Annotated in this window: 19 protein-coding genes; 11 read left to right on the top strand and 8 right to left on the bottom strand. The window is 45.0% G+C overall.

Annotated features, from left to right (window positions below):
• Nucleotides 1-53 precede the first annotated feature (53 nt).
• Genes gloA2 through K339_RS36495 form a run of 4 tightly spaced genes read left to right on the top strand, consistent with a single transcriptional unit; the run spans nucleotide 54 to nucleotide 3,470 of the window.
• Nucleotides 54-443, top strand: a complete 390-nt coding sequence (gloA2, locus tag K339_RS0106875; protein WP_028522952.1) for an SMU1112c/YaeR family gloxylase I-like metalloprotein — start codon at nucleotides 54-56, stop codon at nucleotides 441-443.
• A 57-nt stretch (nucleotides 444-500) separates the two neighbouring features.
• Entirely contained in the window at nucleotides 501-1,100 is a 600-nt protein-coding gene (gene yihA / locus K339_RS0106880) for a ribosome biogenesis GTP-binding protein YihA/YsxC (RefSeq protein ID WP_028522953.1), read from the top strand.
• A gap of 33 nt (nucleotides 1,101-1,133) precedes the next feature.
• Nucleotides 1,134-2,066, top strand: coding sequence for a 1-phosphofructokinase family hexose kinase (locus tag K339_RS0106885; RefSeq protein WP_028522954.1), 933 nt, complete (start codon nucleotides 1,134-1,136; stop codon nucleotides 2,064-2,066).
• A 15-nt stretch (nucleotides 2,067-2,081) separates the two neighbouring features.
• Nucleotides 2,082-3,470, top strand: coding sequence for a 4Fe-4S binding protein (locus K339_RS36495; protein WP_064750953.1), 1,389 nt, complete (start codon nucleotides 2,082-2,084; stop codon nucleotides 3,468-3,470).
• Between the two features lie 188 nt (nucleotides 3,471-3,658).
• Here the strand turns inward: K339_RS36495 and K339_RS32815 are convergent, their stop codons facing one another.
• From K339_RS32815 to K339_RS0106910, 4 genes are all read right to left on the bottom strand, one after another.
• Nucleotides 3,659-4,105 carry a hypothetical protein gene (locus K339_RS32815; protein ID WP_051397855.1) on the bottom strand — a complete coding sequence of 149 codons (447 nt, stop codon included), beginning with the start codon at nucleotides 4,103-4,105 and terminating at the stop codon, nucleotides 3,659-3,661.
• Between the two features lie 151 nt (nucleotides 4,106-4,256).
• Nucleotides 4,257-5,147: a tetratricopeptide repeat protein gene (locus K339_RS0106900; RefSeq protein ID WP_051397856.1), complete on the bottom strand. Its 891-nt coding sequence runs from the start codon at nucleotides 5,145-5,147 to the stop codon at nucleotides 4,257-4,259.
• Nucleotides 5,144-5,635 (bottom strand): hypothetical protein, encoded by a 492-nt coding sequence (locus K339_RS0106905; RefSeq protein WP_028522956.1) that lies wholly within the window; start codon nucleotides 5,633-5,635, stop codon nucleotides 5,144-5,146. The genes K339_RS0106900 and K339_RS0106905 overlap by 4 nt, the downstream gene beginning before the upstream one ends.
• Nucleotides 5,619-6,173, bottom strand: coding sequence for an RNA methyltransferase (locus K339_RS0106910; RefSeq protein ID WP_037299465.1), 555 nt, complete (start codon nucleotides 6,171-6,173; stop codon nucleotides 5,619-5,621). Before K339_RS0106910 ends, K339_RS0106905 begins: the two co-directional genes overlap by 17 nt.
• Before the next feature lie 178 nt (nucleotides 6,174-6,351).
• On the opposite strand from K339_RS0106910, the gene K339_RS0106915 reads away from it, so the two are divergent.
• The 7 genes from K339_RS0106915 to K339_RS32820 all read left to right on the top strand — a co-directional run bounded on the left by K339_RS0106915 (nucleotide 6,352) and on the right by K339_RS32820 (nucleotide 14,387).
• Nucleotides 6,352-7,596, top strand: a complete 1,245-nt coding sequence (locus K339_RS0106915) for a M16 family metallopeptidase (protein ID WP_028522958.1) — start codon at nucleotides 6,352-6,354, stop codon at nucleotides 7,594-7,596.
• 104 nt (nucleotides 7,597-7,700) lie between these two features.
• Nucleotides 7,701-8,342: an O-methyltransferase gene (locus K339_RS0106920; protein WP_028522959.1), complete on the top strand. Its 642-nt coding sequence runs from the start codon at nucleotides 7,701-7,703 to the stop codon at nucleotides 8,340-8,342.
• A 23-nt stretch (nucleotides 8,343-8,365) separates the two neighbouring features.
• Nucleotides 8,366-10,615 (top strand): LysM peptidoglycan-binding domain-containing protein, encoded by a 2,250-nt coding sequence (locus K339_RS0106925; RefSeq protein ID WP_028522960.1) that lies wholly within the window; start codon nucleotides 8,366-8,368, stop codon nucleotides 10,613-10,615.
• Nucleotides 10,612-11,175 carry a DUF3109 family protein gene (locus tag K339_RS0106930; protein ID WP_028522961.1) on the top strand — a complete coding sequence of 188 codons (564 nt, stop codon included), beginning with the start codon at nucleotides 10,612-10,614 and terminating at the stop codon, nucleotides 11,173-11,175. The genes K339_RS0106925 and K339_RS0106930 overlap by 4 nt, the downstream gene beginning before the upstream one ends.
• A gap of 85 nt (nucleotides 11,176-11,260) precedes the next feature.
• Nucleotides 11,261-11,590, top strand: a complete 330-nt coding sequence (locus K339_RS0106935; RefSeq protein ID WP_028522962.1) for an MGMT family protein — start codon at nucleotides 11,261-11,263, stop codon at nucleotides 11,588-11,590.
• A 42-nt stretch (nucleotides 11,591-11,632) separates the two neighbouring features.
• Entirely contained in the window at nucleotides 11,633-13,639 is a 2,007-nt protein-coding gene (locus K339_RS0106940) for an OmpA family protein (protein WP_028522963.1), read from the top strand.
• 370 nt (nucleotides 13,640-14,009) lie between these two features.
• On the top strand, nucleotides 14,010-14,387 hold the full coding sequence (locus K339_RS32820) for a hypothetical protein (RefSeq protein WP_051397859.1): 378 nt from the start codon (nucleotides 14,010-14,012) through the stop codon (nucleotides 14,385-14,387).
• Nucleotides 14,388-14,465: 78 nt separating this feature from the next.
• On the opposite strand, the gene K339_RS0106950 is transcribed toward K339_RS32820, so the two are convergent.
• The 4 genes from K339_RS0106950 to K339_RS32825 all read right to left on the bottom strand — a co-directional run.
• The gene (locus tag K339_RS0106950) at nucleotides 14,466-15,257 is read right to left on the bottom strand and encodes a PhzF family protein (protein WP_028522964.1); all 792 of its coding nucleotides are present in this window, start codon (nucleotides 15,255-15,257) and stop codon (nucleotides 14,466-14,468) included.
• Nucleotides 15,258-15,287: 30 nt separating this feature from the next.
• Nucleotides 15,288-15,812 (bottom strand): thioredoxin family protein, encoded by a 525-nt coding sequence (locus K339_RS0106955; RefSeq protein WP_028522965.1) that lies wholly within the window; start codon nucleotides 15,810-15,812, stop codon nucleotides 15,288-15,290.
• An 84-nt stretch (nucleotides 15,813-15,896) separates the two neighbouring features.
• On the bottom strand, nucleotides 15,897-17,354 hold the full coding sequence (locus K339_RS0106960; RefSeq protein ID WP_028522966.1) for a gluconokinase: 1,458 nt from the start codon (nucleotides 17,352-17,354) through the stop codon (nucleotides 15,897-15,899).
• An 83-nt stretch (nucleotides 17,355-17,437) separates the two neighbouring features.
• A partial coding sequence (locus K339_RS32825) for a transposase (protein WP_028524823.1) occupies nucleotides 17,438-17,729 on the bottom strand: 292 nt, incomplete at its 5' end.

A 17,729-nucleotide genomic window follows, 5' to 3' on the forward strand; every position in this document is an offset into this window, starting at 1 on the left:
TTAAATTTGAGCAATAGACAACCAAGGAGGTTTTAAACAAGGAAAATAACAACATGCTTTCACTTCAAAACATTCACCATGTAGCCATTATTTGTTCAAATTACGGGCGTTCAAAGTATTTTTATACCCAATTATTGGGGTTAAGGGTGGTCGCCGAAGTGTATCGTGCCGAACGAGATTCGTACAAACTTGATTTGGCCATCAATGACCACTACCAAATTGAATTGTTTTCATTTCCAAATCCTCCCGCGCGGGTTTCTCGCCCCGAAGCCGCTGGACTGCGGCATTTGGCTTTTAGTGTGGCAGATGTCTCGCAAGCACATGGCTATCTGACCGATAAAGGTGTTGAATGTGAAGCGATTCGGGTGGATGAGTTTACCCACAAGCGCTTTTTCTTTATCGCCGACCCTGATGACCTTCCGATTGAGTTCTATGAAAACTAATTTGGTCAAAACAAACAAATCCCGACGTCATTGGTGAGTTATTTGTAATTTTGCACTATGAAAATCAAAACTGCCGTTTTTGTCAAAAGCTCTTCGCAGCACGAACAGTGTCCTAAGCCCGACCGCCCTGAATACGCGTTTATCGGTCGGTCGAATGTGGGTAAATCGTCGCTTATCAACGCGCTTACCAACCACGGAAACCTGGCTAAAATCTCAGGAAAGCCAGGTAAGACGCAGGTAATCAATCATTTCATGATAAACGATGCTTGGTATTTGGTCGATTTGCCTGGCTACGGATACGCCCAAGTATCGCAAACCGAACGCCAAAAGTGGTCGATAATGATAGACGATTATCTTTTCAATCGTGAAAGCCTTACGTGTACTTTTGTTCTTATTGACTCCCGTATTGAGCCCCAAAAAATAGACCTTGAGTTTATGCAAAAGCTGGGAGAAAAAGGAGTGCCGTTCTGTTTGGTGTTTACAAAAGCAGATAAACTGACTGCAAACCAGTTGCAAACTCGACTTGAAAACTACAAAAAGACCCTGTTAGAAACTTGGGTAGAGTTGCCGCTCATTTTTGTCACTTCTTCAGAAAAACGAGTGGGGCAACAAGATATTTTGGCTCAAATTGAAGAGTGGAATAAGGCATCCAAATAAGTCTATTATCTTAAAATAACGACCAGACACACGATGAAAATAGTCACCCTAACCGTCAACCCTGCGGTAGATAAAAGCACCCATATCGATCGACTGATTCCAGAACAAAAACTGCGTTGTGATACGCCACGTTTTGATGCGGGAGGGGGAGGTATCAACGTTTCCAAAGCCATCAAGCGATTGGGAGGAAAAAGTACCGCTATTTTTACGACGGGCGGGCCAGCTGGACAAGTCCTTCGTGATTTGGTGTCTCAAGAAGGGATTGATTGTGAGGTGATTCAGACCGAACAGTGGACGCGGGAAAACTTTATTGTTGCCGAAACTTCTACCAACGCCCAATACCGTTTCGGGATGCCAGGGACGGCCTTGAGTGAAGCCGAAACCGAGGCTGTTTTGGAAACATTACGACAGTCAAAAGCCGAGTACGTTGTAGCAAGTGGCAGTTTGCCTCCACAGATGGATGTCAATTTTTACGAAAAAGTAGCATCTATCAGCAAAGAAATAGGAGCAAGGCTGGTCTTAGATACTTCGGGAGAACCACTTCGGGCTGCTTGTGATGAAGGCGTGTTTTTGTTGAAACCCAACATCGGAGAATTAGAAGCGTTGGTTGGCGCGAAAGATTTACAAATCGACGACGTGGATGACGCCGCTCGAATGCTTATTGGGGACGGAAAATGTGAAGTGGTGATTGTGTCGATGGGACCCAAAGGAGCTATTTTGGTGACGAAAGACTTGTGTGAGCACGTACCTGCTCCACCCGTTCAGAAACGCAGCACGGTAGGTGCAGGCGATAGCATGGTGGCAGGGATGACGTGGGCACTGACGCAAGGACTGACTTACTCAGAAATGATTCGCTGGGGTGTGGCTTGCGGTTCGGCTGCGACCATGAACGAAGGAACGCAACTTTTTCTCCGCGCTGATGTTGAAAGATTACTCGATTGGTTGAAACGATTTGGGAAGAGCTAAAAAAGAAAAAATCTTTTGAAAACATATTTTGAACATATCAACGACGGTATTCGTACCACACTAGGAGGCTTAAAGCTTACCTTTAGACACCTTTGGCAAGCCCGAAATCGGCGAAGTAATCATAATGTCGGTTCAAGTGGCTATTTCAATGAACAGGATGGAATGGTGACGTTACAGTATCCGCTTGAAGTAATGCCTATTCCCGACAATGGCCGTTATCGCTTACACAATGAAATGGATGATTGCATTGTTTGTGATAAATGTGCAAAGGTTTGTCCCGTCGATTGTATTGATATTGAGCCGATTAAAGCAACGGGTGAAGTTGGGAAAGCATCTGATGGCTCACCCATTCGTTTGTATGCGGCCAAGTTCGATATTGACATGGCTAAATGCTGCTATTGTGGCCTGTGCACGACAGTATGCCCAACGGAGTGTTTAACGATGACCAAGACTTTCGATTACAGTGAGTTTGATGTACGTGATATGAACTACCATTACTCTAATCTTACGCCCGAACAGGCCGATGAGAAGAAGTCGTTGTATGAACAGTTTGTTCGTGAGAAAGAAGAGTTGAAAAAGCAAAAGGCTGTAATTTCAGCGTCCGCGGTCGATAGTCCACAGACAACGGAAGAAAAATCGAACGCAACTGCCCCCATTGGGGGAACGGGGGCTAGACCTAAACCAGCTTTCGCGCCTAAAAAGCCAGTGGTGCAGCCGTCAGCTGAGAGCGTTGAGCAGTCAGTCGATAGTCCACAGACAACGGAAGAAAAATCTGACGAATCAGCCCCCATTGGGGGAACGGGGGCCAGACCTAAGCCTGTTTTTGCTCCTAAAAAGCCAATTTCAAGTCCACAGTCCACGGTCGATAGTCCACAGACAACGGAAGAAAAATCTGACGAATCAGCCCCCATTGGGGGAACGGGGGCCAGACCTAAGCCTGTTTTCGCGCCTAAAAAGCCAATTTCAAATACTGAGTCCACAGTTGATAGTCCACAGACGACGGAAGAAAAACCTGAAACAACTGCCCCCATTGGGGGAACGGGGGCCAGACCGAAGCCTGTTTTTGCTCCTAAAAAGCCAGCGGCGCAGCTGCCAGTGGAGAGCGTTGAGCAGTCAGCTTCAACTCCTGCGCCCACGGTCGATAGTCCACAGGCGACGGAAGAAAAATCTGACGAATCAGCCCCCATTGGGGGAACGGGGGCACGACCGAAGCCTGTTTTTGTGCCTAAGAAGCCAGCGGCGCAGCCGCCAGTGGAGAGCGTTGAGCAGTCAGCTTCAACTCCCTCGCCCACGGTCGATAGTCCACAGGCGACAGAAGAAAAATCTGACGCAACTGCCCCCATTGGGGGAACGGGGGCACGACCGAAGCCTGTTTTTGTTCCGAAGAAACCAAAACAAGAATAAAAAGGGTAACAATAAACAAAAGCCTCCCAGAGAGTTCGATGCTATGCACGGTCTTTGGGAGGCTTTTTTGTTGCATTTTACGGTCTGACTGCCGTCTGACCTTTGTTGTGTGTTACGGTCTGACTGCCGTCTGACCTTTGTCGCGGTCAGACGATGGTCAGACCGCCTTCAAGAAATCAATGAGAAACTTAGCTTTCGGCTAATGTATCCGATTCTTTTGGTTTCGGAGCAGCAGGAGCTTTTTTCGGAGCGGGGCGTTTGGTGGGAGCTGCGGGTTTAGCCGCCGCAGGTTTGGATGCTGCTTTGGGAGTCACTGGCGCAACTTCAGGGGCAACAGTTTTTACGGATTCCTCCACTTTTGGCGTAATTACTTTTGGCTCCTTTTTCTTCTTAGTCTCTTTTTTAGCCTTTTTAGCTTCCTTTTCGGCTGCTTTCTTCGCTTTTTTTGCTGCTTCTTTTTCGGCTGCTTCTTGAGCTTTTTTCGCCTCTTTGCTGATTTTTAGGAGCTTTTTAGCCAATTTCTCAGAAGCTTTTTCAATAGCTTTGGCTATTTTCTTCGATACATTTTCGGTTGTAAGGGCAGCCGATATTTTCTGCGCAATATCGGTCACTGCTTTTTTCTTGTCTGATTTCATTGGGATAACAGAGGATATAGTTTGAAAGAAAAGATTTTACAAATAGATACAACAAATGTCGTTAAAACAAAAACTTTTGTCAGGGATTTTTACCAAAGTAACCATTCAAGATATGATTTATGACCTAAACGACAAAAATGGAATGGACCATCTATCGGTATTTTTCGATTACCTTTTTTGCTTGTTTGTTATTGGGGTTAAGTTCAAGAGATTTTTTATACGCTTTTACGGCTTCAGGTATTTGTTTTAACTTTAGTAAGCACTCGCCATAGCTATCAAATGTATTATACCCCTTAGGGTAAAGTTCGGTGTTTAATTTGAAAATCTTGAGCGCTTCATCATTTTTGTTTTCATTCATTAAACTATATCCAAAAGCATTAATGGCATTTTCTGAAACATTGTAGGTGCCGTTAGTCCCTTTTTCATAATTAATTTTGATGACTTTGATCACTTCATCCAAAGAGTTTGTCTTTAAATAGACCTCTGAAATAGGAAGGCTATTAAGCTCATACTCTTTTATTTTTTGCTCAGTAAGGGTTTCAACGCCATAATATGTTCGTTCTTTATCCGATACTTGGGTGGTATCAATCGTGTATCTTTCCCATTTCGCATTTTCGCCTTTTCGGATGTATTGCGTACCGTAAATTTGGGGCTTGTCGCGTCGCATCAAGTCGCGGTCAATGGCGGCAGCTAAAAGCCATTTGTTCACCGTACTATCTATTTCAATCGCTCTCCTCATTTGTTTGACGGCCATACTTGAGGCAAGCGTATCTGTGCCATGTTGAAAAATCATGGCTGAATGGTAGTAGTCTTTGCCAGTCTTAATCTTACCTTCTTTGATAAATTCATTCACTCGTTTTTGCCTAATACTGTCTTGCTTATTTAGGACTTCCCAGTCGATATTAGGCGATTTACGCGCATTTTGGTCATCTTCGTACATTTTTTGCAGTTCTTGATTATCCTTGGTTTGCGCGGCGACCACCCGTGGACAAAATAGACAAAATAGAACCCCCAACGAATACCAATAGAGCTTACTTTTCATAGGTTGATTAGTTGTTTTTTACTCCAATCCAACCCCTCTCGCAGCCTTTCTTCGCTAATCAGCCATCCAGAAGGAGAAGGTTTGTCGGTTCGGAGCAATGTTAGAGACACAACGGAATCAAGGGTAGATTTATTGACCGCGTAGCCCGCTGTTTCTTCAGTAAATACCTCTTCAAATTGATAGCCATATTTTACTTTCGCAACTCGAAAGCCGCCGACGTACTGATCTGATAAGTCAAATAGCAAGAATACTGTTTGCCCTTTTGACATGGATAAAATACGGCTTTCCCAATACTCGATAAGCCGTAAGGCACCATAGGTTATCGGAGTCATTTGCTTTTGTTTTACCGCTTTTATTTCTTTTTGACTTATTTCCAAAAAATCAAAAAGGTAATAACTGTCAGCAATTTTGATTTGACTTGGCATCACGTCGATTTTTAAGAAAAGGTCATGGTGCCCGTTGCCTAATGGGTCAATGATGAGGCGCATAAATTTTTATACATTTAGACACATAATCCCAAGCCACAATCCCTGCGGTGACAGAGACATTGAGCGAATGTTTAGTCCCAAATTGAGGAATTTCTAAACAAATATCGCTTTGATTCACAACGTCTTCGTTGACCCCAAAAACTTCATTTCCCAAAATAAACGCGTACGACTGGTTGGCGACTGGTTTAAACTCGTGCAAGAGCGTACTCCCTTCGGCTTGTTCAATAGAAACGACGGTAAATCCTTCGGTTTTCAATTGGGTGATAAGGGCTAAAACATCCTCCACGTGCTCCCATTCGACAGATTCGTCGGCGCCGAGGGCAGTTTTGGTAATGTCGCGGTGAGGTGGGGTGCCCGTTAGCCCACATAAATAAATTTTCGATGCTTTAAAGGCATCGGCGGTGCGAAAAACCGAACCCACGTTGTTGAGGCTACGAATATCATCGAGGATAAATACAAAGGAATGTTTGGCGGCGGACTTGAATTCTTCGACCGACAGGCGGTTGAGTTCGTCCATGGAAAGTTTTTGAAATGCCATACGGTTTATTAAATTGTAACCTTTCCAAAAGTTTTAAAACTTTCGGAAAGGGGCTGATTAAACCTCAAAACAACGCAGAAAACTGCAAAATCTCAAGGAATAGCAGGCTTTAAGGTACGTTGACGAAACCCACATCCACCAAAAACTGTTACCTTTGTAGAAGTGATAATCGCAAAGAATGGAAGAATACCGCTTACACACCTTGCCCAATGGCATTCGTGTTGTACACAAACAAGTACCACATACCCAAATCGCTCACTGGGGAATTATGCTCGACATTGGTAGTCGAGACGAGCAACCACACCAGCAGGGCCTCGCGCACTTTTGGGAGCACATGGCTTTCAAAGGAACTCAAAAACGTAAATCGTATCACATCATCAACCGCCTCGAAACAGTCGGAGGGGAGTTGAATGCCTATACGACCAAAGAAAAAGTGTGTTTTCACGCGTCATTGTTGGCATCGCACAGCGACAAAGCCATTGAATTGTTGTCCGACATTACTTTTCATTCCGTTTTTCCCGAAAAACAAATTGAAAAAGAACGGGGGGTAATTTTGGAAGAAATGGCCATGTACCACGATTCTCCAGAGGACGCCATCCAAGATGATTTTGACGAATTGGTTTTTCAAAACCACCAATTGGGAAAGAATATCCTCGGAACTGCCGAAAGCGTTCGGTCGTTTGGTCGTAACGATTTACAAACTTTTATTGCAGATAACCTTGATACCGAACGCATTGTGGTGTCGTTGGTGAGCAATTTGCCTTTCAACAAGGCGGTAAAGCAAGCCGAAAAATACCTGTATGACCTCCCTCATTCAACCAGCCAACGGATTCGTACGTCGCCGAGTATTTATGTACCGCAAACGTTGCGGGTAGCCCGTGGTATGACCCAGACCCAAGTGGCGATGGGGCGGCCAGCGTATGCAATGATGGATGAAAAACGTTTGCCGTTTTTTATGCTAATTAACCTGCTCGGTGGCCCTGGCATGAATTCCCGTTTTAACATGACGCTTCGGGAAAAATATGGCCTGGTTTATTCAATCGAAGCTACGTACGCGCCCTTTTTGGATACAGGCTTTTTGGGGGTATTTTTTGGAACAGAACCCAAAAACCTTGATCGTGCTATGCAATTGGTACATCGCGAACTGCGTCAAGTACGTGAAAAACCGTTGACGACGATTCAGCTTCGTAATTTGAAAGTGCAGCTTATGGGGCAATTGGCCATGTCAGAAGAAGGTAATCAAAGCTTTATGTTGATGATGGCTAAAAGTATTTTAGATACTGGAAAAATAGATTCGCTGGAAGAAATTTTTCGGGAAATTGAAGCCGTAACTGCCTCACAACTCCAAGATATCGCCCAAGAAATGCTCGACGAAAGCCAATGGAGTAGCTTGTGCTTTGTGCCTGAGGACGACTCTAAGTAATCGGGTTGTGAGTAATCCTCCTCACGTCGTTTGTTGTGAAAAAAGGCCATTTTATATACTTTTAGGCGTTTTTCCGTTTATATTTGTTAAACAACCTACACTAAATGGAGTTTTTGTCAGAGGCCATAGAGGGATATTCGCAGGCGCATACCTCGCCCGAAAGTACGCTGTTGGCCCTTCTCAATCGAGAAACGCACGCAAAGGTTTTACAGCCTCGTATGTTGTCGGGGCACGTGCAAGGCCGTTTGCTGGCACTTTTTTCTACCATGATGCGCCCGCGTAGGGTTCTCGAAATAGGTACCTATACGGGGTATTCGGCCTTGTGTTTGGCCGAAGGATTAACCGAAGACGGGCTTCTGATAACCATTGATGTCAATGAAGAGTTAGAGGATTTTACGAGGTCGTTTTTTGACAAATCGCCGTATAAAAACAAGATTGACTACCGAATTGCGAATGCGGTAGAATTGATTCCTACCTTGCCCGATACGTTTGATTTGGTATTTATTGATGCCGACAAACTTAACTACGCGCTTTATTACGATTTGGTCATTGACAAAGTGCGCCCAGGTGGCGTTATTATTGCTGATAATGTGCTTTGGAGCGGAAAAGTTGTACAAACAGATAAAAAAATAGATAAGGATACGCAGAACCTTTTAGACTTTAATCAAAAAGTACACAACGACCCACGGGTAAGCAACCTACTTTTGCCTATTCGTGACGGCTTGATGATTGCATATAAAAATTAGTTATGAAGCGAACCGAAACCACAATGAAACGTATTGTAGCCCTAACCACTCTTTTTTCATTCTTTTTGGTAGGATTTGTCGTAGCGCAAGCCCCTGCCGTGCCTACTGTACCGCGTAGCGTTGGCTTTGCTGGGATGAACGTGCAGCTTGATGAAGATGCGCGGGCCGTAGTTCAAACAGATGTAAAGGCTCTGATGGGCAACAAAAAATTTTGGGAAGCGAAATTGGATCGGTGCCTGCTGTTTTTTCCCATCGTTGAAGGGATTTTGATTGACGAAGATGTCCCAGTTGATTTTAAATATTTAGCAGTACAAGAAAGCAACCTACAGCCTGATGCAGTCTCGGCGTCAAATGCGGTAGGGTTCTGGCAGTTCAAGAAAGAAACGGCTTTGGATTATGGTTTGCGGGTGGACGACCAGATAGACGAGCGTAAAAATATTACTTCGTCAACGCGGGCGGCGGCTAAGTACCTTAAAAAAAGCAATACGCAGTTTAATAATTGGGTAGCGTCGTTGTATTCTTATTATTTGGGAGCGGGTGGAATTAGTAAAACGATACCCGCAGAATGGGGCTATGCCCGCGAAATTAAATTAGATGGCAAATCTGACCGTTATATTTTGCGCTTTTTGGCACATAAAATTGCCATTGAGTCGGCTATCGAACGCTATCAGTCGCCTAATCAGTTTGTGTTGTTGGAGTATCCACAAGCAGGCGGTCGCTCGCTGGAAGGAATTGCCAAAGAATTTGCAGTTGATGAAACAAACCTTCGCGCTCAAAACCGCTGGCTAACAACCAACGACATTCCGTCTGATAGAGCATATTCTTTGTTATTGCCAGTTACTAACGACCAGTATGAAACAGTACGTTCGCGTTTGTCAGTTTTTAAAAAGCCCAACCAACGTGACAATTTTACCCAAAAAGACATTGGTTTTCCAGTGCTTGTGCGGGCAGAAGGTTACAATAACGACCTGTTGTTGTATGAAATCAACGGTTTGCCAGGAATTATGGCGGGCAACAACGACAACGTGGAAACACTGTCCAGAAAAGCCCGCGTGAGCTTTAGTAGCTTTTTGCGTTACAACGACATGTCGGAACGTGGCCCAGTGGTGCCAGGTGAAGTGTATTATTTGGCCAAGAAAAACAAACGTGCCGTGGTGCCTTTTCATACCGTGCGTGAAGGAGAATCGCTTTGGAAAGTTTCGCAGATTTATGGTGTTCGCTTGAAATTTTTGGTGCGTTACAACCGCATTGATAATCGAAACACGCGCCTTCAAACGGGACGTGTGCTTTGGTTGACCAAAAAACGCCCAAGAAGCAAACCCGTAGAAATCATTGAAACCCCGCAAGATGAATGGAAGCCAGGAATGGATAAGTCGCAACCTCGCCCAGCGGTTCAAGAGCCTGTGCGTACTGAACAAACGGCGGGAGCGAATACGACAACCAATAAAGTTCCACAAAATGCGTCGGAGCGTAAGGTTTATACCCCAAAAATGGCGGACACCCCTGCGGCAACAACCTCTACACCAGCCCAAACTCAGCCCCAAACAACGACTGATTCCAAAGATGGAGGAGTAGAGTTTACGGACTCGGGTACATCGGCAGAGCCTAAACCAAGCAAACAACCAAGTTCGTCTAATTCAACGACTAAGCCAAACCGTCGCGCGCCATCGTTTAACCCAGGGGATGATGATCGCGTGGTCATTATCAATGATGAATCGACGACTCCTAGTTCAAAGCCTAAATCGTCAACTACTAAAAATACGACTCCGTCATCGTCGTCAACAACGCCAACTACGAAACCTACAACCAACGATACCCCTCAGAAGCAGACGACTGTTACTCCTACTCCAAAACAGGATAAAGTTGCTACTAAGCCTACAAACGAAGAACCCGCTCCCACAACGCCTAAAAATACGGCACCAGCAACTGCGACGACTGGCAAGGCAATTGTACACGTAGTAGGAGCAGGGCAGACGTTTTACAGTATTTCGAAAATGTATGATGTAACGGTCAACGACATTTTGTATTGGAATAACCTACCGCAAGATGCGAAGTTGTTGAGCGGACAAAAGTTGAACATTCGCCCCGTAGGAAATACCCTTGACCAGCAACCTAAGGCAACTGAGTTTGTCACGCACACCGTAGCACAAGGCGAAACGATGTTTAGTATTTCGCAGAAATATGGCGTAAAAGTGGATCAAATCAAGGAATGGAACGAACTGCCTGATACGGGAGTAAAGATTGGGCAACAAATTAAGATTAAGAAACAATGATAGTCATTGATAATACCGTCATCAGCGACGACATTGCTGACCAGTATTTTGTTTGTGAATTGACAAAATGTAAAGGTGCTTGTTGTATCGAAGGTGATATGGGAGCACCTCTCAGCGAAGACGAACTGGAAAAATTAGAAGAGGTTTTCCCTAAAGTGAAGCCTTATTTGAATAAAAAAGGGCTTGATGCCATTGAAAAAACGGGCTTGTACGAACAAGATGCGGATGGTGATTACGTTACCCCAACCGTCAATGGACGGGAGTGTGCATACGCTATTTATGACCAAAAAGGGATTTTGAAATGCGGGATTGAGCAGGCGTTTTTGGATAAAAAAATTACATTCCGTAAACCAATTTCCTGCTATTTGTACCCCATTCGCATTACCAAATACGACCATTTTGATGCGCTCAATTACGACCGCTGGCACATTTGCCGTCCTGCTTGTGACAATGGGCGTGAGCTGGGCGTGCCTTTGTATAAGTTCTTGAAAGACCCACTGATTACCAAATACGGGGAAAAGTGGTACGGTGAGTTGGTCAATAAAATCGAAAAGCCTTAGGAGAATTTGGAACCATATAAGACATATAAGGGCATATAAGTTTTCTTATAATTTCTTATATGTCTTATATGGTTTAACAAGAACCATGGAATCAAAAAACTTCTTCGATGACGTGTATGACGTCGTTCGACAAATACCCGAAGGGCGCGCAACTTCTTACGGGTCAATCGCTACTTTTTTAGGAACAAAATTGACGGCCCGCATGGTCGGGTGGGCCATGAATGCCTGCCACGGAATGCCCGACGTCCCTGCGCATCGGGTGGTAAATCGTGACGGAATGCTCACGGGTAAACACTTTTTTGGAACGCCTACGGCCATGCAAGAACTTCTGGAGCAGGAAGGCGTGAAAGTGAAAAATGATAAAATCGTGGATTTTAAAAAAGTCTTTTGGAATCCTTCGGACGAATTGTTGTAATTGGCACGATAAATGTGCAGCTACCTAAAAAAACTTGTAATCATGCGTTTTTTTTCGTTTTTTGTACTGTTTATTGTCAGCTATGTGCTTCATTCACAAGAGGTTCAGTGGGCTTCAAAGGTCATCGGTGTATCTTCGGAATATGCGCAAGGAAACGGGGCGCAGTACCGTCCTTCCCAACTTTTAGGCAAACCTAATAAACTTCCTCAAGGAGAAAGTGGCGCGTCGGCTTGGCGGTCGGCACAGCCTGACGCGGGCGAAGAATGGATAAAAGTGGGATTTGAAACGCCCGCACAGATTCGCCAGATTGTCATTGCCGAAAACTACGGCGCTGGCTGCGTGACGAGCGTTGTGGGGTATGATACCGACAACAAAGAATATACTTTTTACAAGGCCAAGCCCGAAGCTAGTAAACGCGGCGCGGGAATGCACCGTATTTGGCTGCCGCAACTGACGGCGTTTAAAGTAACATCCCTTAAAGTAACCCTCAACACGCAGTTGGTAGAAGGATGGAACGAAATTGATGCCATTGGTATATCAGCCTCAGAAAAGCCCGTGGAAGCGACGATTAACCTCGCCAAGAATGTTCCGAAAGAGTTGAAGAAAGAAAATCTTGGCCCTAATGTCAACTCCAAAGCCAATGAAGTAGCGCCTGTGATTTCTCCCGACGGGCGCACCATTTATTTTACCCGCTTCGATCACCCCGAAAATATTCGCACATCCGAAGATTACGATGTTTGGTACGCCGAGGAAAAAAATGGGGTGTGGCAAAAAGCGCAAAACATGGGGAAACCTATCAACAATGCCCAAGAAAATTCTATTTGCTATATCTCTCCCGACGACCGTACAGCGCTCTTAATGAACATTTATCACCCCGACGGAAGCTTATCGAAAGGCGTATCAGTAAGCCGTAAAAACCGCACAGGCTGGACGGCACCGCAGGAGCTACGCCTTCAAAGTTATGTCAACGAACATTCTTTCTCGGGATTTTACATTGGCCCTAACGGAAAAGTAATGGTGTTGTCGTTGCAAGATGGAAATACCAAAGGAGGAGCAGATTTGTACGTCTCTTTCCAACAAGCTGACGGTACTTGGTCGCCCGCTAAAAACATGGGTGCTGATTTGAACACGGCCGATGATGAGTTTACGCCTTTTTTGGCGACTGACAATCAAACGATTTATTTTACCTCCAGTGGTCGCAGCGGATACGGTGAAATGGATATTTATGTAAGTCGTCGTTTGGACGAAACTTGGACGCGTTGGTCGGAGCCAGAAAACCTCGGCCCTGCTTTCAATACGTCCGATTTTGAAGCACATTTTACCATTCCTGCCTCGGGGGCGTACGCGTATTTTTGCTCGTCTGAAAATTCATTGGGCGAATTTGATATTTTCAGAATGAAGCTTCCAGAGCAGATTCGCCCCGTTCCGACGGTGATGTTGAAAGGCGTAGTGCTCGACCAAACCACCAAACAACCCGTGGCAGCCGAGGTAATTGTGGAAGATTTAGACCAAAAACAAACCCCGCAACGTATCGACTACGATCCTGCCGTGGGTGATTTCAAAGTGGTCTTAGATACCCAAAAACAATACGGCCTGACGGCGCAACGAAAAGGGTATCAGTCGGGAGGAATGGTGATTGATTTAACCAAAGAAACCCAATACCGTGAACTTCGCCGCGAACTTCTTTTGTCTCCCATTGAGATTGGCCGAAAAGTGACACTGAATACGATTGGGTTTGCCCAGAGTAAGTTTGATTTGTTGCCTGCGTCGTTGCCAGAGTTAGACCGAATCGCGCAAATGATGACTGAAAACGGGACGATGGAAGTGCTCATCGAAGGACATACGGACAACGTCGGGGATTTTGATGCCAACTTACAATTGTCAAAAGATAGGGTAGAGGAGGTGAAGCGTTATTTGGGTACAAAAGGAATTGTGGGAGATAGAATCCAGACCAAAGGTTATGGCCCTACACGCCCTGTTTCCCCCAATACGACGGAGGAAAATCGCAAGAAAAACCGCCGCGTAGAGTTTACGATTTTGAAGAAATAATTTTTTAAACCATATAAGAAATTATAAAAAAAGCTTAGATGCTCTTATATGGTTCAAAACTAGAAAAAATCATATTTTGATAAAATTGAACCGAAGGAAGTATGAAAATATTTTCTTCGGTTCTTTTGTTTAAAAAGATATTTTCTTGATATTTGTTTAAGTAAATATCTCACTTCAAAGAGACCTTGTTCTTTCTTTTGTCTATTTCAGAGCCTAACGTAGCTTACCCTACAATGCTACCGCTCATCAATCAACCTACAAATTAAAACCCCTCTAACGAGGAAGCCCTACCGAAAATCATTCGGTACAAGAATCCATTGTTTTATTCGTTTTTGCTTTTCAATAAAGCCCTACTTCAATCACTACTGCTATGAACCGTTTTTCAATTTTATATTTGTTCAAAGGAAGTTTTTATCACCTAACTTACACCACACGCCCCGAAGCGGAAGCTGCGATTAAAAACTTTTCTCAAATCTCAAAAGGATTGCCTTTAGGGATTTATGATGCTAAAACAGAGTTGTTTATCTGGGAAACCGCACGCGAAAAAGAATACAATCAGCTTGCGATTGAGGAGCAAGGTCGGCGTGGAAATGAGATTATTTCCATTATCGAAAAACTGAGAGCCTCGGGCCTCGAAATTGCTCCCGTAGAAGAAGAACCAGAACGCCCATTGACGATGCCTGAGGATGAAGCCAAGGAAATGCCTTCAAAAGGAAGGCGTTTGGCAAAAGCGATAACGGAAAAATAGAGAAAAGAAAAGCGTCGGTGGGAAATTTCCCTGCCGACGCTTTGTCATTGATTCTAAAGTATTTTGTTAAAACTAGGATTACCCAATTTCGATTGTGCCTCGCAAATAGAGTTTTACTTGGCCTGCTATTTCTACGCGGTCGCCGATAAGTTTGATTTTTAAGACACCTCCACGGGCAGAAACTTGCAGGGCTTCCATCTCGGTTTTGCCCAATTTTGCAGCCCAATAAGGTGCCAATGTTGTGTGTGCTGAACCCGTGACTGGGTCTTCGGCAATGCCTGACTGAGGCGCAAAAAAGCGAGACACAAAGTCAACCGAATCGCCTGGGGCTGTCATGATTACACCACGCGCAGGCAAAGTCGATAAAACGATAATATCGGGCTGAAGCGTGCGTACTTGTTCTTCGGATTCTAATACCGCCATAAAGTCGGTTTTTCCGCGTAAAATTTCAACGGGACTGATGTCGCCCAACGCTTCCAATAAAGCAGGAGGCGAAAGCAATTGCTTGTGAATGCTGTCAGCGGGGAAGTTAAGAACGAGCCAATCACCTTCTTTGCGAACGTTTAAAATACCGCTTCGAGAATCGAAATTTATTTCGTCGTGAGCATAATTTTCGAGGGAAAACAATACGTAGGCGGTGGCCAATGTGGCGTGGCCGCAGAGGTCCACTTCGACCGTAGGGGTGAACCAACGAATGTGAAAACCTGCTTCCGTTGGGACGTAAAAAGCCGTTTCGGCCAAGTTGTTTTCAGCGGCGACGGCCTGCATGGTCTCGTCAGGAAGCCATGAGGTAAGAGGAACGACAGCGGCAGGATTACCGCCAAAAACTTTGTCGGTAAACGCGTCGAGTTGATAAAGTGATAATTGCATAAGAGTAATTAGAAGAACTAAAATACCCCGTTATTGTGCTTTGGCGGGATATTTAGTAGGGTAAGTCTTTTGTTGAAACTGGTCAAAAGGCTCTTTTTGGTGATTATTGTCGCCAAAATATGCGAGCACTTGGTGGAACATACGCGGCTCCAAATAACCAGCAATCGGTTGGATGAGGTTCATTTTTTCATCCATGAAAACCGTGGTTGGATAGCCCGTCACTTTGCCATTGATCAGGCTACGGAAGGACACTTTTCCAAACATTACGTCGGCATCTTTTTCTGGATTGTATTTTACGGCGTAGAATTTCTTGTTCGTAAATTGAACCACTTCCGCATTTTTGAAGGTATTTTTATCCATTACTTTGCACCATCCACACCACTCTGTGTATAAATCAATCCAAATTTTGCGTGGTTGTTTTTGGTTAAGTTTGTAGGCTTCTTCCAACGTCACCCACTGAATTTTGGCTTCTTCAGTTTTGGGTTCAACGGATTTAAAAGCCATAAGGCTTACCATTACAGTAGTGATGACGGCGGCGATTCCAATCTTTTTCATGGTTTGGCGTATTATTTTAAGATGATTGTTTAACGTTTAAAGTTTTCAATTTGTTCCAATACAAATACCAAGCCACTTTTGTAGTTACCTCACAACCATCGCTTTGACAAATTCGCGTTGCACTTTTTGATAGACTTTGGTCTGCGAAGGGTCGGGGTGATAAGTATCGGCAAATCGAACGTATTGATGGACGCCTTCTTCCAAACTTTCAAGTTTCCCCAACGATTTCATTGCTAGCAAAGTCGCTCCAAGGCAGCCGCTTTCGTTGCTTTCATTGACCCGAACGGGCGTATTAAATATATCGGTCAACAATTGAACCCAAAATTTTGAACGCGTAAAACCGCCGTTGGCGTGCAAGATGCGGGTTTTATTGAGTTGGGAGTCGATAATCTGCCGAATTTGATTGAGGTTCATCAGCACTCCTTCTAAGGTCGCGCGGGCCATGTGGGCTTGGGTGTGCTGCCATTGCAAACGTTGATAGCTCCCGTAAGCGTGGGCATCCCAAACGGGAGCCCGCTCACCCAAAAGGTAAGGCACAAACAACAAACCCTCGGCGCCCGTCCCGACGCTTTCGGCCATGGCGAGCAGTTCGCTGGTGTCTTTTAAAAGCAAGTGTTTAGAAAGCCATTCGAGGACGTTACCGCCATTGTTGGTAGGGCCACCCGATACGTAATGGGTTTCGTCCAAAACGTAGGTGAACAAACGCTGCTGAGGGTCGCGAGCGGGAGTAGCGGCGGTTTGGCGAACGGCACCGCTGGTGCCAATGGTGAGGGTAGTGACGCCTGTATCCAAGGCTCCTGAGCCTAAATTAGCCAAACAAGCATCGCCTGCGCCAATGACAAAAGGGGTACCAACAGGAATGCCTAGCTGTTTGGCAAGGCTGCGTTGGGTGAGTTTTTCTTGGTGATAAGTTGGAACTAGGTCGGACAGTTGGGAGGTGTTAATACCCGCGTAGTCCATGGCCAACGAACTCCACCGAAAACGGCGATTATCGAGCAGGGCCGTTCCCGAAGCCATCGAATAGTCGATTTGAAACTTTCCAAAAAGTCGGTACCAGATGTATTCTTTTTGGGAAACAAAACGGCTGATTTTACTAAAAACGGAAGGTTTTTGTTCGCGAAACCACACCATTTTGGTCAATGGCGCGTACGGATGGGCAGGTATGCCTACTTGTGGGTATAGTTTTGCGAGGATGGGGTGCGTTTTAAGGGCATCGGCTTGGGCTTCGCTGCGGTTGTCGGCCCAAAGTAGAGAGCGAGTTAGGCGACGATTTCGGGCGTCGATGGGAATGACGCTGTGCATGGCCGAACACAAGCCAATGGCTTCGATGCTGGCGTTTTTGTGGCGCAATTGCTCCGAAACTTGCTGAATCACGCGGACAAAAAGCCCGTAAATTTCGTCGGGATTTTGTTCAACGTAGCGTGGCCGTGGGTGATAGGTGACGCAAGCGGCCGAGGCTTGTGCGACGATGTCGCCAGATTCATCAATGGCGGTGGCCTTCACGTTGGTTGTGCCAATATCAACACCTATCCATGTTTTCATTGTTCTAAGGGTATTTTGGGTTACTGATGGAGGGGGGGGACGGGGTTATGAACTGTGTTAAAAAACAAAGCACAAGGCAACTATTATTTTGCGAGCGCAATTTTGCTAGCCTGAAAGTCATTTTGAAATACAGCATTGTTTTTGACGATAGCGAAAGCCTGTCTAATCAATTTGTGGGCAACAGCCATTTTAGCGGCTTTTTTGGATTTCCCTTTAGCCAGTAGTCTTGTATAAAGTTCTTTACAATCCAAGTTAAATTTGGCTGCTGATTGAGCTGCACAAAAGAGAATAGACCTGAGTTGTTTGCAAGCAGTGTTAACTAATCTGCCTCTACTTTTTAGGGAAGTTCCTGACTGCTTGGTTGTTGGCACAAGT

This window comes from Runella limosa DSM 17973 (assembly GCF_000482465.1).
Classification (GTDB): Bacteria; Bacteroidota; Bacteroidia; order Cytophagales; family Spirosomataceae; genus Runella; species Runella limosa.

Coding starts and splice junctions, on each gene's coding strand:
- K339_RS0106900 (WP_051397856.1), bottom strand. CDS start 5,147: ATGAAAAGTAAGCTCTATTGGTATTCGTTGGGGGTTCTATTTTGTCTA.
- K339_RS0106910 (WP_037299465.1), bottom strand. CDS start 6,173: ATGGCATTTCAAAAACTTTCCATGGACGAACTCAACCGCCTGTCGGTC.
- K339_RS0106955 (WP_028522965.1), bottom strand. CDS start 15,812: ATGAAAAAGATTGGAATCGCCGCCGTCATCACTACTGTAATGGTAAGC.
- K339_RS0106925 (WP_028522960.1), top strand. CDS start 8,366: ATGAAACGTATTGTAGCCCTAACCACTCTTTTTTCATTCTTTTTGGTA.
- K339_RS0106950 (WP_028522964.1), bottom strand. CDS start 15,257: ATGCAATTATCACTTTATCAACTCGACGCGTTTACCGACAAAGTTTTT.
- gloA2 (WP_028522952.1), top strand. CDS start 54: ATGCTTTCACTTCAAAACATTCACCATGTAGCCATTATTTGTTCAAAT.
- K339_RS0106960 (WP_028522966.1), bottom strand. CDS start 17,354: ATGAAAACATGGATAGGTGTTGATATTGGCACAACCAACGTGAAGGCC.
- K339_RS0106935 (WP_028522962.1), top strand. CDS start 11,261: ATGGAATCAAAAAACTTCTTCGATGACGTGTATGACGTCGTTCGACAA.
- K339_RS0106940 (WP_028522963.1), top strand. CDS start 11,633: ATGCGTTTTTTTTCGTTTTTTGTACTGTTTATTGTCAGCTATGTGCTT.
- K339_RS32815 (WP_051397855.1), bottom strand. CDS start 4,105: ATGAAATCAGACAAGAAAAAAGCAGTGACCGATATTGCGCAGAAAATA.
- K339_RS0106885 (WP_028522954.1), top strand. CDS start 1,134: ATGAAAATAGTCACCCTAACCGTCAACCCTGCGGTAGATAAAAGCACC.
- K339_RS0106930 (WP_028522961.1), top strand. CDS start 10,612: ATGATAGTCATTGATAATACCGTCATCAGCGACGACATTGCTGACCAG.
- K339_RS0106920 (WP_028522959.1), top strand. CDS start 7,701: ATGGAGTTTTTGTCAGAGGCCATAGAGGGATATTCGCAGGCGCATACC.
- K339_RS0106915 (WP_028522958.1), top strand. CDS start 6,352: ATGGAAGAATACCGCTTACACACCTTGCCCAATGGCATTCGTGTTGTA.
- K339_RS32820 (WP_051397859.1), top strand. CDS start 14,010: ATGAACCGTTTTTCAATTTTATATTTGTTCAAAGGAAGTTTTTATCAC.
- K339_RS0106905 (WP_028522956.1), bottom strand. CDS start 5,635: ATGCGCCTCATCATTGACCCATTAGGCAACGGGCACCATGACCTTTTC.
- yihA (WP_028522953.1), top strand. CDS start 501: ATGAAAATCAAAACTGCCGTTTTTGTCAAAAGCTCTTCGCAGCACGAA.